We start from the raw sequence: 15,331 nt of genomic DNA on the forward strand, positions 1-15,331 counted from the left end.
GCAAAAAGGCTGATGTGAAACCAGAATGAAAGGGTGTTGGGGAATTACCACTATCGATAGTAGCGATTCCCCAACACCCTTTCATTCCGGTCGCCCAGCTAGCTTGAATCAGCTCTAATTAGGCGTCAGCATGGTGCCGTCACAGCTTCCTTTATGGTTAGCCACCGATGAATAGCAAGTCCAAGAGCCGTCTGATTCCTTGACGCAATCTTCGAGTTTGGCCACCGAGTAGCAGGTGCCCCGCGCCTTGGCGGCTTTGGCCGCTCTTCTTTCTGCAGCGTCCGCAGCAGCCTCTTTGGTGGGACCGTTTCCGGAAAACTGCTCCCCAGCGTAGGCAAGCAGGCTCATGCCCAACATCAGCGTCAAGCCAAATGCGGTTTTCGTAATCTTTTTCATCATTTGTGTTTTTTTGAAAGTGGGTCCTTGGGAAGATCCCGTTAGTCAAGCCGCGAAAAGTGAACGGGCAGTTGGCTTTGGGAGGAAAAAATGGAGTATACCGCAAGAGGTCAATTCCAAAGAGTTGAGCTGGTTAACCGCATGGGCATATGCACAAATATAGATGCGGCATCCTGATTAATCAATACCCAGAAGTGGGTCTAGTTCGCTTAAGATCCTGTTAGGAAATGTCGGTTTTGGTCATACTTTGACCAGCTCAGCATGACATTCTAAGAGTCGAATGAGCAAAATCCAAACACGCTCTTAGCCTGTGCTAGACCTATAAAACGTCAACTTTCCGCAGTCCGCGAATGATTAAAGGCTTCCTATAATTAGGGTTATGATCTGGTAATTACCAGCTGGTAGTAGCAGCCCACGCTTCAGGTAAAAACACAAATTCTGAGCAGTAACTCCCACAACCTTGAGTAGCTTTGTTGGTCTGACTTACTTAAGTTCGGGGCTGATCAGCCTGCTACGTACTGCTTGGCGGGAGAGCCCGGCCTCGCGCGGGTCAGCCATGCTGTTTTACTTACGCAGCCCTGGTCTTGTTTTTTCGAGTGCTGAGTAAGGCAGCGATGGCGGGTGGGCGAGTAAAACCACTACTTCTCTCTGAAAAAGCATTAGGTACGGGGGCAGAACCAGGCGGCTGTCATCTACTTATTTATGAACATTTTGCTTAGTGTCAAAAGCACATTGCCCTCAATTGGGCTGACCGTTACCTCCCTGTTAACGATTTTTCCCCTCACACACCTCCCCCTCAAAACGAGCACCGGTAGTGGCGTGGCACAAGGTCCAACGGCGGCTACTGGTCCATTACGGGTGCGCACCTTGGCGGGAAAGGCAGGCCAGGCCGGGGGGACCAACGGCCGAAGGGACGCCGCGCGGCTTAACAGCCCATACGGCATTGCCCTAGACAAGCATAGCAATCTGGTCATTACGGACATGACCACGTTCACCGTGCGCAGGATCTCGCCGGCCGGGGAAGTCAGGACCCTGGCTGGTCTTTATAACCATGCGGGCTTTGACGACGGACCGGCCGCCTCAGCCCGGTTTGACTACATGGGATTTGTTGCGGTAAACGCATCGGGCGTAGTGTACGTGGCGGATAGCCAAAACCATGTGGTGCGCAAGATTGCTCCCAACGGTACAGTCTCGACCTTGGCAGGCAACCCCGGCATCAGCAATAACTACGACGGCAAGGGTACTGAGGCGTATTTTGATTGCCCAGAGGGTATGGCAGTTGATGCTGCTGGTACCCTGTATCTGACCGACGGGTTTAGCTACAGCGTGCGTAAAGTTACCGCGGCGGGTGAGGTGACCACCATAGCCGGCCAGTTTGATAAAGCAGGCACTGCGGATGGCAAGGGAACCGCCGCCCGTTTTTATCACCCGAGCGGTATTGCCGTAGACGCTACCGGTACGCTTTACGTGTGCGACCAGGGCAACCACACTATTCGTAAAGTTACGCCTAGCGGAGAAGTAACAACTCTCGCTGGCAAAGCCGGGGTGTCAGGCTACGCTGACGGTCAAGGAACGTCAGCCTTGTTTTCCTATCCTACGGGCATAACTATTGATGCTAAGGGCGTGCTGTACGTAGCCGACACCTATAATCAAGTTATTCGCACAATAACCCCTACCGGGAAAGTATCCACGCTGGCCGGCGTTCCCGGCAGCAGCGGTCATGCGGATGGCCCTGCCCGCACGGCTCGGTTTCTGCGCCCGAATGGACTGGTCATTGACTCACGTGGTGTTATCTACGTGGCTGACACAGGTAACCATACTGTGCGTGTGATCGAGTAAACATGTTGTGCAGGCCGGGCAGGCGCCTTGGGACCTATTTTCAACGGGAGCACGTGCCTAGCAAAGCCAAACAAAAAGGATAAAGCGATCCACGAGCTGCTTAGGACGGCTGCGTCACGTCAATGGAAGGTGATAAAAGCCTAGTCAAACCCGGCCAAAACCGCTATGTCGCCCTGACTACCGGCATCGTGGAGTCCTCCAGCAGCAACACTTGCCCCGCGGCCGTGGAGCGCTAATTCACTACCTATAACTACGGTGAGGAAAAAACCGCTACTCGCACTCTTGACCCTATGTTTGGCACGTATGCCTAGTTCTATAATTCTTACGACTATGTGGCGGCCGCACCCCGGGACTTTTTGGCCAAGAACAGCATGAAGTACAAGTGCAGAATAGATAGCTTTTCCGTCACCTGCAAGTAAATACTACTGCCTCAGTTGAATTCACGGAAACCTATCCGCAGCAGCTTAGATAACCAGTAGTGATGTGTTGCCTGCTCCGCTCACTTCCCGGACGCATTCACAAGCCGGCGTAGGCACCGCATAAGAACGCTATCCGAGGCGACATCTCCCTTAGCTAAAAACCCTCCCTTAATACGTATTAAGGGAGGGTTTTTAGCTAAGGGAGATGTAGAGGCATTAGAGGATGAAGATCATGGACGGCCCACGATCAGCACATCCGGATTAAATTCGTGGGAGGTGCTTCCTCACTTCTTGGCTAACGGGGCCTTTTTGCGGAGAAGGCAGGAAACGGTAAGGTTAATCTGTAGCCTCAGCTTTTCACGCTGCAGCACTTCGCCGCTTTGGAATTATGAACGCGGGGCAAACGGCAGGCGCCGCAAGACGGAGGTATAAATGAAGAAGAGTGGAGATGCATCTACTCCCCTACGTCACCTACCTTAAGCGGGCGTATGGGTCCCAAACCCGCTACACTGCTAGAAACATCAATTAGAAATCATTTGCCTCTACTTTAGGCAATGGGGTTGCTCCTTGCAGTTTTGCCATGTGTATCAAAGCATTGACCACTCGGGTAGTACCCGTTTCAGTGCTCGGCTCATTCGTATCGTAATAGAATTTAATAGATGATACGTGTGAGGGAGGACCTCCATCAACCCAAACGCGGCCTTTTGAAGTATAATCTACCTTATTAGGTACAGTCTCGATGTAAAATCTTTTTATTGTACCAGAGGAGCCAAACGTCTTTCCAATTGGGATGGGCTGAATATATAGGTCTTTATACAAAACAGAGAATGTCTCCGAAGAGGGAACTAGGTTGTCTCCCGTATGCTCTTCAGTAATCAAAATATTATCTTCCAAGAATTCATAGGATATACTATATTTAGTAGGCGGGGTCCCTTTGCTAAACTCATCTAAAAGCATTGGTTTGCCATAATTATTCAACCAATACAAAGTTTCTGCTTGGGTCTTCTCTTCTTTCTGTGTTTTGCCTTGCGCCTTGGCAGCAACGCCTAGGCTGAGACCGAAGAAGAAAAGAAGCAAAGTTTTCGTAACGCCAAATCTTATCATAACACTAAAGTAGCAGTTAGGCTGCTGCAACTCAAATGAAACATATTACCTGTATCTAGATGCATTCATACTTTTCTTAGATAAGCCTTTAAAATTGCAAGCTGTGCTTCGCTATACTTAGGGTGTGCGCGACGATTCGGGTAAAACGCGCTAGTTACATAGGTCGCGGTTTCAAAGCTACCTAGCTCAATGTGTAAGGACTAGGCGGAATGAACAAGGATATCTTCTTTGCAACCTAACTTGGATAAGGACGGGAGGGCATTGGAGAGCCCTCCCTAATGCAGGTGCAGTAGAGGTGCTCCAGCGGGTAACATGCTCTGGGCGACAGGCGCAACGACCAAGGCTACCCGCTGCCCTGGCCAGCCGTCTACCGGTAGTAGCCGCGTTGGTCAGAGCATTTATCTCAAAATGCCGAGGGGGCAAACGTTCACGCCTTCCCAGACATGCCTAAGGCTGAACCGCTTGGTGGTTTATGACGACGTGGCAGAACGGCATCCGAAGCAAGAGTTGTTGGCCTTTCACCTGGATTTGCTTGGGGGAGTTTTGAAAAACACAGATCGATTTCAGCGTAGGCCACGTGTGTAACGAAAGGAGCCCATCCAGAGTGATGTCGGTACCGCCGAGATGGAGCAGTTCTAAAAGCTGATAGTGACCAAGTGAGGCAGACAGTCATCGTGTAAACTGGCACACCCTTTTAAGCGGAGCTCTGTAAAGTGATCCAGCTGGGATAGCAATGCAATTCCTTTTGCCGTGATGGCCATATCGTATAAGTCCAGCATACCGATGAAATGGATCCTGGAGACCAAAAACGCAAGGCCTGCGTCATCCCCCGGCCCAGCATTTCAGGTGCGGAACTAGGATAGGTAGCAGATCCATGTCCACGAAGCCCGAAAAAAATCGCTCGCCAAAAGGCATACTTCTGCTTGGCCCGTTACATCCGTTGGTGGTAGGATAATTGCTGTGGAACTCTGCTAGCATTGGTTTTCTTTTTGGCAGTGGTAACGTTGTTTGCCGTTGCGCACCGCTGACGCGCCGCAGTACGAACATACTTCCATGTTCCCCATACGGGCTTCAGCCTACCTGAGCCACTACCAAATTGGTTACCCGTACCGGGGCTACTTACCCTATTTCTATAGTCGGTACCACCGAGAAGGCCTCCGTGTAAATTCAGTCGCAGAAAGCCCAGGCGCACCGTTTTGAGGCGTGGCCGCACCACTCAGCCCTGGCCTAGTAATGGCACGAGCTCGGTAACTGTATTTATTTGCCGGCGACAGAAGCTTAGCAGCTGGAATCCGCTTCAAACCTAAATACGAATGGTTACCTTTAGCGGCGGGTAAGGAGCTTCCGGCCGGCTGCCAAGCAACTATTGTTTATGCACGTTTTTCCTCTACCCTCCGGCCGGGTCAAGCGCCTGTTTATTGGGGTTCTGCTGCTGCTGTTGCTGCCCCGCTTCGGCGCGGCGGACATCGCCATCGAGCCCCCAAACCAGCCCGTGTACTTCGCGCTCAAAAACAGCAAGAAGTTTACCCAGTACCGCTTCTACTGTGATACCGGCGACGGCATACTGCACCAGCTCACCGAAAACAAGGTGTACAAAGTGCCGGTGGTTAAAGAGGTAACGCAAACCTGGACGCTGGTGGTATACAACGTGCAGGAGAAAACGGCTTTTAAGTGGCGGCAGGTCAACCGCAAAACCTACCTGATGCAGGGCGCCTACGTCGAGCCTTACGTACGCTTTGAAATCACCGACGTGAGCAACAACAAGGTGACCTACCGGGAAGTGGAGCTGCCCCGGGGGGAAGTTCCCGCAGACTTAAAGCGCAGCAAAGGCGTGGTCTTTCTGCTTCGCTACCCGGGGGATAATAGCGGTTCGCTGCAACTAGGCCTGCTGGTTGCTTCGGCTACTGCAGTTACGCTGCTGTTGGCCTTGCGGCAGCGGGTGCGGTGGCAGGTGCAACCGCCGGCCCTGGCTGCCAATAGCGGATAAAGCAGTACGTCAATACCAGCAGGCCTGCACCCGCCACCACGGAAGCCGGCCCACTGGGCAGCCACAAACTTACTCCGCCGAGTAGGACGGCCAGACCCATCACTAGCGCGTTGGCCAGGGCCAAGCGACCTCGGAGCAGTTCCGTCAACAGAACCACTCCCACGGGAATGGTAGACTGTAGCAGGGCAAGGCCCAGCAGGCGCGCGGGGAAGGTTAAGGCGGGGAGCAACAACAGCAACACGGCTCCCACCAATGCTACCGTTGTTTGCAACACCACGAGGTGGCGCCGTAGCAGCCAACCGCCCATGATCTTGCCAGTAGCAGCGGCCACCGCCACGCCTAACCCCAGCATGGGGGTTGTACCAACATGGGCGGAGGTAAAGTTCCAGAGCGTTGACCGCAGCGCGGCCAGCGCCAGCAGTACCAGTACTAAGCCTTGCATAGCAGTTGGGCGTTGGGTATCTCCGGACCTCAAGCTGGTTACCTCCCGTGGGGCGTGGCGCAGGAGCCCTACTACACCAACCACCAGCAGCGCACACATCCAGGCCGGTGGGCCTAAGTGCGAGTGTTGGCCAAGCCAACTGCCGGTGGTCAAGCCTACCACGCCGGGTGCGGCAAAGCACCCGGCGGCTAGGGCTGGTCGGATGGACAGGCTCATGGCCAGCGCGCCCCCAGCCACGTGGTAGACGGCGGAGGCCAGCGCGAGCAAGCCGATTGCAGCCGGCGCGGCGCTGGGGGGCAGCAGTGTTGCTAGTGGCAGGGCCGCTAACGCCCAGGCAGCGGCCCGTCCGTAATGCCCCCAGCGCTCGAGCCCCAGCGCCGCTGGAACCTGCCCGCCAAAGGCCACGACGTTGTAACTGACAAACAACAGCAACGTACGATCCGGAGTGCTGACGTGGGTTTGTGCGCTAAGCAGCCAGCCTGCGAGCAAGTCATTAAGCCCGTGGGCTACGGACAGACCAAAGAGTAATAGCCAGGGACGACGGATCATGAAAACAAAGGCAAACGCAACAGGGCCAAGCCCGCGAAGTAGCTGAGGGTATTCAAGGCAGTAGCCACCAGGCCTGCGCGCACCCAGGTCCAGCGAAAATAGTAAGCCATCAGGCCCGCCTCGGCCGCGACGACGCCGAGTTCAATAGCGGGCAAGTAGGCGGGGAAGTGCCAGTACAAAAGCTGACAGAGCGGCCAGGTAAACAAGTTTATCAGGAAAATGAAACCCGCCGTGCGTGCCAGCCCCCGTCGTTCAAACAGCAGGAAGAGCAGCCACTCGATAAGCCAAGTCAGAACAAAGGCACGCCAGACCACGGACAAAACGGTAAGCACAGGTAGGGAACACTATAGAACTGGGGCCAAGCTATCACGTGGCTCTGTGCAAGCACTACTGTAGCTGTTGTGGTGGCTTACCTGCGAAGCTCTTTTGCCTGTTTGGCACCGTGTTTCACAAGCAAAAGCCGCAGCTTTTCGTATGATTCGATTTCGTGCTCATTAAGCGGCATCTGCTTTCCCAGGGTTGCTTTTCTTTCCACGACGAAGTCGAGCAGGGTTTTTTTATCCGCGGGGTCCACAAAGTTCATGTCCAGCTGGTACGTTCTCAGAGCAATTTGAACGAACTCACGCCGGCCTATGTCGGTAGCCATTTTGGTTATGTTCTTTTCGCTAGCCACTGTGCCTGTGTAATCGTAGCAGCGAAAAGACTCGCGGTACTTGTTCCACATGCACTTGATCTTGGTTTTAGCTTGCTCTGGCGTATCTACCCCCGGCGTGGCGCACGACATTTTCCACAGGTCCTCCTCCCAGCCAAACCTCACGTCCTCCCATTCTTGGTTGCTGGCTGCAGCGCCCCTGTACAAGTCCACGCAAACGTCGCTGAATTGCCTGGCCGTAGGCGGCGGGCAGTCGCACGGCTCTTTGGCTGCGGCGGATTGGGCTTGCGCGCTCCATCCCCATAGCAGCAGGAAACTGATGAGAAAAGGTTTTAGCATAAGGGCAACAGTGAAACACGAACAAAGATAAAGGTACCAAGGGGCGTCGGCAAACGCGGCTTGATGACCTTAGCGGCTAGCCGGGCCGAAGGCTGCAACCAGCTGCGGTACCCGGCTACCCTCGGCCCGGTAACCTAGTTGGCCTGCATCGTTGTTTCCCCAGGCCCAGATGCTGCCATCACGGCGTAGCGCCACGGTGTGAAAGCGGCCCGCGGCTACACTTTGCCAGTTGGCATCGGGGCCGATCTGCACCGGGGTTGTCCGGGTGGTAGTAGTGCCGTCGCCCAGCTGTCCTTCCTCGTTGTTGCCCCAGGCCCATAGCGTGCCGTCATGGCGCACCGCCACGGTGTGAGACCGGCCCGCGGCCACGCTAATCCACGTTGCGCCCGGGGCTACTTGAACTGGTGCTGTGGCGAAGCCCGGTGAGCCGGTTCCCAGCTGCCCGTGGTGGTTGTCGCCCCAAGCCCAAAGGCTGCCGTCTTGCTGCAGGGCCAGCGCGTGGTTATGCCCCGCGGCCAAGCCCTTCCAGGACGTTTGGGTACCTACTTGAATCACGTCCCGGGATTGCGGCGGGCGTCCAGGCTGCCCGGTGGCCCATTCCTGGCCATCGGTCGCTTCTATTTCTCCCCATATCCAGAGAGTACCGTCCGCCCGCAGGGCCAGCGTATACGTGGCCCCAGCGGCAGCACTACGCCAGCGCACGGCCGGATTTAAGGGCGTGGGAGCCACCACTAACGAAGCTTGGTTGCCGGCGACTGGAGGCTTGTTGGCAGGGCTTAGCTTCTTCGTTGACCCCGAAGCTCCGGATGCAGTTCTGGTGCCGAGCTGACCGCGGGCGTTGCTACCCCAGCCCCAGAGTGTGCCCTCATTTTGCAGAGCCAGCGTATGCGAGGCTCCGCCCGTTACCTGGCGCCAGGTAGTCGCCGTTCCAACCTGAAGCGGGATAGATACGGCAGCAGTGATGCTGGTGCCGAGCTGACCACGGGCGTTGCTACCCCAGGTCCACAGCGTGCCGTCCTGGCGGACGGCTACTACGTGGTGCTCCCCAACGGCCACGCTCAGCCAATGCGTCCCTGGGCTATAATGCACTGGCCCGGGGTGCAGGGTCGGGGGCGACTCCCATCCGGGATCATACGTGAGGTTGCCCCAGCTCCAAAGGGATCCATCAGGCTGCATGGCAGCGGAATACGTTCCACCTGCCGCTATGGCTTGGCCCCGCACCGGTTGACTGTGCCACAAGCAGGTGAACAGTCCCAACGCCACCACGGCCAGCCTCATTCGGCGAGGTCGCCCGCTGTGGCTGAAAAGGCACTTAGAGTTGGCCGAAGCCGGGTGCCAATGAAGGCCGAAGCCGATATGCATTAACATGGTGTAAAAAAGTCCGAGCAAGGCAGGATGAGCATAGGAGGTATACCCCCGGATAAAGGGAGATGACCGGGTAAGAGGAGACTGAGTGGGATGGACTGCGCGTCAAGGCGCTTCCCGGTGAGGAACTTACTAGACTTCGCCCTTTCAAAGCTACATGAACTTATCCCTATGCGGTAGCTTTTAAACCAAAAGTAAAGCGCGGGAAGGCGAAGCCGGGAAGAAACAGCATACTCGCTTCGCAGCAATTGCGCAAGCGCTATATTCGCAGCTGCAAGTTCTGTGACTTGCGGCCTTGCTTATGCATAGAACCTTTCCACAACTTGCTGCTCTTGGCTTTTTGGCACTGCTTAGCGGCTTGGGAGCGTGCCGGCCAGCCGCTTCTGCGGACGAGCAGCAGCTACAGCAGCTGGACACAGCCCTGCTGGCACTCAACAAGTTCCAGGCAAGCGCCTCGGAGCAGCGGCTGAACCGAATGGCCGAAATTTTTGATCGGAATGGTGCTTCTGACAGCGTCGTGTTCCGGCAAGCGCAGGCTTTGCGCGCCCGCACGACGGCGGAACTAGCCTACTTGCGCGGCTTGCACCAGCGGCCAAGCCTGCTGAGCGAAGCCGCGGCGGATACGCTGCGCCAGCGCCTGCGCGATTACAGTCAGTACGTGCGCCAGTTTGTACCCGAAACCGGTGAGGTCCTTGGCCTGGACGTTAAAGACGATTTGGACATTCAAGCCGTGGTCGGCCACCGGTTGAATGATCAAAGCTTTGGAGACTACAATTTTAAAGGGAACTCGCAGGCCGGTAGTTCGGCCATGTTGGGCTTGCATACGCAGCAGGTGCTGCGCCTGGAACGAGATGCCCTGACCAAGCTGGCTCAGCGGATGGGACCCGAGGGGTTGTACTTCGATAAAATTGCTCCCTTTGCCGTGGCTGAAGCCAAAGTGGTACGGGCAGCGGAACCCTACCGGGCCAAGTTATTTCTTGCTGCTGCCTCGCCCGATGTAAACAACCTACGTCTGACAGCCAACGGGGTCACGGTGCCCATGGCCCCGGCCACCGGCAGCGGGCAGATCAGCTTTCTCGTGCCCGCGGATGCGCAGCCAGGTATCGCTATCTGGCAGGGTACGATCCAAGGCGTGTACCACGGTCGTCCGGTTACCTTTTCGTTGCGCGTTCCTTACCAAATCAAGGCCCGATGAAGTTTTTGTCCCTATTGAACCGGTTGTATTCTTCAGCTGGGTGGGCCCAGCGGCTGGGGCGACCGGCCTTGCTGCTTTCGCTGGCTGGCAGTGCTTTTAGCTGCCAGCGTCCTTCAGCGCAGCAAGTCGCCCTGGTCCGTCTCCACCAACTGGAAGGCGTGCTGCGGCGCGGCAACGAGTACCTGTACAAGACGAATGCAGACCGGATCCAGCAAATGGAAGCGCAGGTGCACGCAACCGGAATGCGCCCGGCGGACCGGACCCTTCTTGCCCGGGCGCAGGCGCTCCGCGACAGCACCCATGCCGTAACGGGGTACTTGAACAGCCTTGGGGAGCGGCTAACCCAGCACACCCGCAACCGGGACTTACTCGCGCAACTTGCCACCCGCGACGCCGTGAGCGAGTTTATGCAGGCTCCTGGTGGGCCGGCGGATAGCCTCCGGCTTTACCTGAGCCGGTTCGAGAGCCTGCTGCAGCGAACGGCCTTGCCGGCCGGCCCAGGATCAGTACCAGATGCCCCCGACCTTAAGCAGTTTGATTTTGGCAGTACCTCGTTTGCCGGGGCGCTGGCGGCCCTGGCCCGCTACGAGACGGCGGTGCTGCTCCGGGAAGAGGCGGCCTTATCCCAGCTGAGTGCCCGCCTTACCCCCCGGCGCTTCCGGTCTGCCTTGCACCCCATGGTGAGTGCGCAAACCAGTTCCGTAGCTCCGGGAGACACGTACCGGGCTCAAGTTTACCTCATGCAGGTTCGCTACGCGCCGGGTGGCTTGACCATGACCGTAAACGGGAAGACCGTCCCGGTGGGCGCTGATGGCATCGGCAAGGTTGTGCTACCCGTGCCACCGCTCGGCGCGGCCAGCCGGCAGCAGGCCTTTTGGGAGGGCAGCATCACGGTTCGCGTAAGCCCGCGCGACTCCACCTTCCGCCTGCGCGTGCCCTACACCGTCGTGAAATAACGGGGCCACATTTCTCCATCCTTCTGCATTCGACCCTATGTTGCCCCTGCGATCTGCTCTTCTTGGCCTTGCCACCTGGGCAGTGGTAAGCTGCTCCGCTTCCAAACTGCCGCTCCGCTATTCGCTGGATGAATCAGACAAGATTGTCGACTTCAACACCAACAGCAGGTGGAAGCCAGCGTGGTCGGACACGCTCGTCGCCCGCCTGGAGCGGGGTGTCATTCCGGCATACGATCAACGCAACCACCCCCTGCCCGCGGATTCCCTGCGGAAGGCGCGCCGCCTGCGTGGGTTGGTTTTCGGAGCAGACCCCACCCAACCGCCGGTACATGCGCCGCGCTCCCTCCAAGGCATCTTGCCGGCGGAAAGCGGGCCGGGGTCCGTCGACCTGCACTTTTATGACAGGGGCGTGGCATTGTACTTTTTTTACGCCCGCGTGCGCCAAGCGGATCTAGAAAAGCTGGTCAAGCGGCCGGTGGAGTTTGTGCCGGTAAAGTAAGCGCCTGGACGGCACCCGGTAGCCTACTGTCCTTGCCTTAGCCAGGAAAACATATGTATGAACTCTATCAAGTAGCCGTCCGGGCATATCGTTGACGGGCTTAGAGGGCTTCCGCTTAGCCCGCGTTCAAACATACCTTTCAGTACCCACCCACTGCCCAGTCGCTAGCTGTGGGTTGCGGTCTACCTTTGAGTCTGGAAGTCAGCCGGCGGTACAACTTAATGGAGTGTGCTTTCACGTCAATTCGTACCCGGATGCTACTTACAACCAACCAGCTGCTGAGCTACCTCCAACTCCCGCCAGCCTTGCAGGACGATACCGTGCGGCAGGCGCTGATCAACGCGGTGATGATAAGCGGAGGCAGGGAAGATGCTCGTCTGCTGTTGGAGGCGTACCTGCGGCACCCCTTTCAGGCCACGCACGCAGACCTGCTGCCTGTATTTGAGCGGCACGGCGACGAAGCGTTTGCCGAGCCGCTTTATGCCGTGTGCTGTTCCGGTGAGGAGCTGCTGCCCGATGCGCCCGCCGCGGTTCTGACCTTACTGGCCCGGCTGGGCCATCCCGCCATCAAGCCTTTGCTGGTGCGCTACGCGTTTGGGCCCGCCGGCTATGATGAGGCCAAGCACGCTGCCCTGGGCTTACTGCACGTGGACTGCCAAGACCTGGAGCAACCTATCCGCGCCGCCATTCAGGCCACCTATGGCAAAAATCTGTTCCCCGAATTCATCCCGGCACTGGTGTGTAAACTACCGGACCGGGAGCAGGTGTTGGCGCGGCTTTATGAATCGGGCACCGCGTACTGTTCCACCGACTGCAATGCCGGCATTCTGCTGGGCTTTTCGCTGTGCGGGGAAGCGGGAGCCACGTATTTCAAGCAGGCGCTGCTGAGCCCGGCCTGGGAGGCGCACAGCAGCGGCAGCGGCACGCGCTGGTACGCTTACCAAGGAATGCAGCACCTGGGCCTGAGCTTCAAGGAGCTGTACACCGAAGTTCGGCAACTGACCGATCCGCAAGCGCAGCTATACGGAACCCGCGTGCTGCTAGCGTTGCTGGCCATCAAGGTCGGGCCCTACTCCTTCACCGACCACGCTCCGGAGCCCTTTGCCGATCTGTACTCCGCTTTGTTTGGGTGGGAATCAAGTGAGCGTCGCAACAACCTGTTGGACCTGGCAGCTGAAGTAGAGCTGGAAGTGGAGGCAACCCAACTGGAAACATTCCTGGTGCTTCGGCTGCAGCAGGAAGTCCTGCTGCGGGACTACGTACGTTGTTAAGGGCCTGCCGGCGCCTGCCTTAATTGAACTGCCTCACCAGGGTGTACTATAAGCTTCAGCACCGCCTGAGTCCCAATAGCACTGTAGCTGGCAGTGAGGTAACTCACCTATTTACCATTCAGAGTATGTGTGGGCATGCTAGGACGCGTTTCGTACCTGCCCAAAAGCAGCAGGGTGTTTTGCTAAAGTACCACGCAGACACCACTCCGTTGGAGGAACCAAACCTTTCACTTTTCCGAGGTGGCGTTTATAACATACATTATCCTATGTTCGCCTATCAGCCTTAACTTGAGGCTACTGAGAAGGAAAAGGGAGGAGTAAGATTCGATTATTATGGAGCCTGCGAGCTCGTTTTACATGACAATCCCCTCCCTTTTCTGGGGCCACTTTGGACAGTTCCGTGAGGCCTGAGAGCCTGTATCAGGATAGATAAAGATTCCCTGGATTTCCTTTCTCCTTCACGCTAACACGGCTCATTATGCTTCTGCCACTGCCCCCATCCGTTGTCGGTATCGACGTGAGTAAAGCCACTTTGGCGGTCTGTTACCAAGTGGGCGAGCAGGTGCGCCACCTCGAGGTCAGCAACACCAAAGCCGGTTTTGTGCAGCTAGTCCAGGCCTGCGGTGGGCACTGCCGGTTTGTGCTCGAAGCCACGGGCACCTACAACCTGGCCGTAGCGTACTACTTGCACGAGCAGGGCGGGCAGGTAGTGGTGCTCAACCCGCTGGTCATCAAACGCTTCATCCAGATGCACCTGAGCAAAGGCAAAAGCGACCGCAAAGACGCGCAATGGCTGTTGCGCTATGGCCAGCAGCAACCCGTGAAAGTCTGGCAGCCCGATGAAGCAGTGCTCGTGGAGTGTCGGCAGTTAGAGCAGGTCACCGAGCAACTGCTCAAGCAAAAGACGATGGTCAGCAACTCCCTGGAAGCACTACAACGCCAACCATTCGTGAGTAAGGTCGCCTTGAAACACTTACGGCAAATGGTCAAAACTTTAACGCAGCAAGTGGATACGGTGGAAGCCGAACTGCTGACGTTGCTGGAACAACGCTTTGCGTCGGAGATGACGCTGCTGTGCTCGATCCCCGGTATTGGGCGTAAGACCGCGGGCATGCTGCTCTTATTTGCCAGTGGCTTTACCCGTCTCGATAACTATCGTCAACTCATTGCCATGGCCGGTCTCTCCCCCCGCGAGCACAGCTCCGGCACCAGCATCCGCGGTAAGGTGCGCATCACCAAGATGGGCGGGGGCTTGATCCGTGGCAAACTATTCATGTGCAGCTTCGCGGCCAAGCGATTCAATGGGGCCTGCCAAGCGCTGTTTGACCGGCTCGTGGCCAAAGGCAAGAACAAGAAGCTGGCGCTAATTGCCGTCTGCAACAAGCTGCTTAAGCAAGCCTTTGCTATTGTAAAATCGGGTGTGCCTTACCGAGCCGATTTTTCGTCAAAATTGGCGCTCAATCCTTGACTTTCAACACAGTTCATGTAAAGGGACAAAATTTAGGTATCTAATATAGCTCGAGCAGAACGTTCTACCCGTCACAGTACTATTCCACAGCTTACCTATGCGTCAGCCCATAAAAACCTTGCGTAGCTCGTTTCTAATCGGCCTTACTTTCTGGCTCGCAGTCGGGGCCCTTGGTGCTATAGGGGATATGATAGCTAATGATGACTACACGACAAACCCGGTGTATACACTAGGCCGATTCGGCTTTTATTATGGCTGGGTAGTGGTTATCTGGTGGCCTGTTTTATTGACCTTGAGTATACTCCCACCACTGGTAATCGGCCTCATTACCGCTATTCGCGTGGGTTATAAACGGTGGTCTCGCATTAAATAACAGTCGTATAAGTCGCGATTATGTAAAGGAACGGACCTCAGATGGGAACCTCGCTTAAACGGACTAATTTTTCGGTGGGCCGGTTTAGCGCTCTAGCAGCTGTAGCTTAACTTACCAACGATGAAGAAGAAGCTGCTAGTTTTCATGCTTATCACAGCAGTGCTGGTTCCGGTAGTATATGTGCGGTTTTCGCAGAGTGGAAATGGCTTCTCGTGGGGGTATTTTCTTATAGGTGTTGGTGCCTTTCTGGTTGCTCTTCTTCTGGAGCAATACAAGAGAAGCCGGACGAAATAGACAATAGCTACTCTGCTGTCAAACGATGCAGCTCGCGTTCCATTGCTCGCGAGTGCCCTACCCGGTTGGCTTGCCGCAGTCCTGTCCTTATAAGTGCAGTTATCCTATGTTCGCTTATCCTATGTTCGCTTATCCTCCGTAACGGGGCTTGATGATAAGGAAAAGGGAGGAGTAAGATTCCTC

The 15,331-nt window shown here is 56.2% G+C and carries 13 protein-coding genes; 7 read left to right on the forward strand and 6 right to left on the reverse strand.

What is annotated here, in order from left to right:
- Positions 1-114 precede the first annotated feature (114 nt).
- Positions 115-399, reverse strand: coding sequence for a hypothetical protein (locus tag ACYVGU_RS21265; RefSeq protein ID WP_460623745.1), 285 nt, complete (start codon positions 397-399; stop codon positions 115-117).
- Between the two features lie 699 nt (positions 400-1,098).
- Between ACYVGU_RS21265 and ACYVGU_RS21270 the strand changes: the two genes are divergently transcribed.
- Positions 1,099-2,235 carry an NHL repeat-containing protein gene (locus tag ACYVGU_RS21270; RefSeq protein ID WP_460623746.1) on the forward strand — a complete coding sequence of 379 codons (1,137 nt, stop codon included), beginning with the start codon at positions 1,099-1,101 and terminating at the stop codon, positions 2,233-2,235.
- 944 nt (positions 2,236-3,179) lie between these two features.
- Here ACYVGU_RS21270 and ACYVGU_RS21275 read toward each other — a convergent pair.
- Positions 3,180-3,758 carry a hypothetical protein gene (locus tag ACYVGU_RS21275; RefSeq protein ID WP_460623747.1) on the reverse strand — a complete coding sequence of 193 codons (579 nt, stop codon included), beginning with the start codon at positions 3,756-3,758 and terminating at the stop codon, positions 3,180-3,182.
- 1,372 nt (positions 3,759-5,130) lie between these two features.
- Here ACYVGU_RS21275 and ACYVGU_RS21280 point away from each other — a divergent pair.
- Positions 5,131-5,745 (forward strand): hypothetical protein, encoded by a 615-nt coding sequence (locus ACYVGU_RS21280; protein WP_460623748.1) that lies wholly within the window; start codon positions 5,131-5,133, stop codon positions 5,743-5,745.
- Here the strand turns inward: ACYVGU_RS21280 and ACYVGU_RS21285 are convergent.
- From ACYVGU_RS21285 to ACYVGU_RS21300, 4 genes are all read right to left on the reverse strand, one after another.
- A complete protein-coding gene (locus ACYVGU_RS21285) occupies positions 5,669-6,736 on the reverse strand; it encodes a hypothetical protein (RefSeq protein ID WP_460623749.1) in 1,068 nt (355 codons plus the stop codon). The two genes, ACYVGU_RS21280 and ACYVGU_RS21285, sit on opposite strands and share 77 nt — an antisense overlap.
- A complete protein-coding gene (locus tag ACYVGU_RS21290; protein WP_460623750.1) occupies positions 6,733-7,068 on the reverse strand; it encodes a hypothetical protein in 336 nt (111 codons plus the stop codon). Before ACYVGU_RS21290 ends, ACYVGU_RS21285 begins: the two co-directional genes overlap by 4 nt.
- 77 nt (positions 7,069-7,145) lie before the next feature.
- Positions 7,146-7,727, reverse strand: coding sequence for a hypothetical protein (locus ACYVGU_RS21295; protein ID WP_460623751.1), 582 nt, complete (start codon positions 7,725-7,727; stop codon positions 7,146-7,148).
- A gap of 69 nt (positions 7,728-7,796) precedes the next feature.
- Entirely contained in the window at positions 7,797-9,005 is a 1,209-nt protein-coding gene (locus tag ACYVGU_RS21300; RefSeq protein ID WP_460623752.1) for an RCC1 domain-containing protein, read from the reverse strand.
- 388 nt (positions 9,006-9,393) lie between these two features.
- Here ACYVGU_RS21300 and ACYVGU_RS21305 point away from each other — a divergent pair, with 388 nt between their 5' ends.
- The 5 genes from ACYVGU_RS21305 to ACYVGU_RS21325 all read left to right on the forward strand — a co-directional run bounded on the left by ACYVGU_RS21305 (position 9,394) and on the right by ACYVGU_RS21325 (position 14,481).
- Positions 9,394-10,287 (forward strand): hypothetical protein, encoded by an 894-nt coding sequence (locus ACYVGU_RS21305; protein WP_460623753.1) that lies wholly within the window; start codon positions 9,394-9,396, stop codon positions 10,285-10,287.
- On the forward strand, positions 10,284-11,243 hold the full coding sequence (locus tag ACYVGU_RS21310; protein WP_460623754.1) for a hypothetical protein: 960 nt from the start codon (positions 10,284-10,286) through the stop codon (positions 11,241-11,243). Before ACYVGU_RS21305 ends, ACYVGU_RS21310 begins: the two co-directional genes overlap by 4 nt.
- A gap of 37 nt (positions 11,244-11,280) precedes the next feature.
- On the forward strand, positions 11,281-11,742 hold the full coding sequence (locus ACYVGU_RS21315; RefSeq protein WP_460623755.1) for a hypothetical protein: 462 nt from the start codon (positions 11,281-11,283) through the stop codon (positions 11,740-11,742).
- Positions 11,743-11,996: 254 nt separating this feature from the next.
- Positions 11,997-13,013, forward strand: a complete 1,017-nt coding sequence (locus tag ACYVGU_RS21320) for a hypothetical protein (protein WP_460623756.1) — start codon at positions 11,997-11,999, stop codon at positions 13,011-13,013.
- Positions 13,014-13,491: 478 nt separating this feature from the next.
- A complete protein-coding gene (locus tag ACYVGU_RS21325; protein ID WP_460623757.1) occupies positions 13,492-14,481 on the forward strand; it encodes an IS110 family RNA-guided transposase in 990 nt (329 codons plus the stop codon).
- Positions 14,482-15,331 lie beyond the last annotated feature (850 nt).

The organism is Hymenobacter tenuis, from assembly GCF_054780495.1.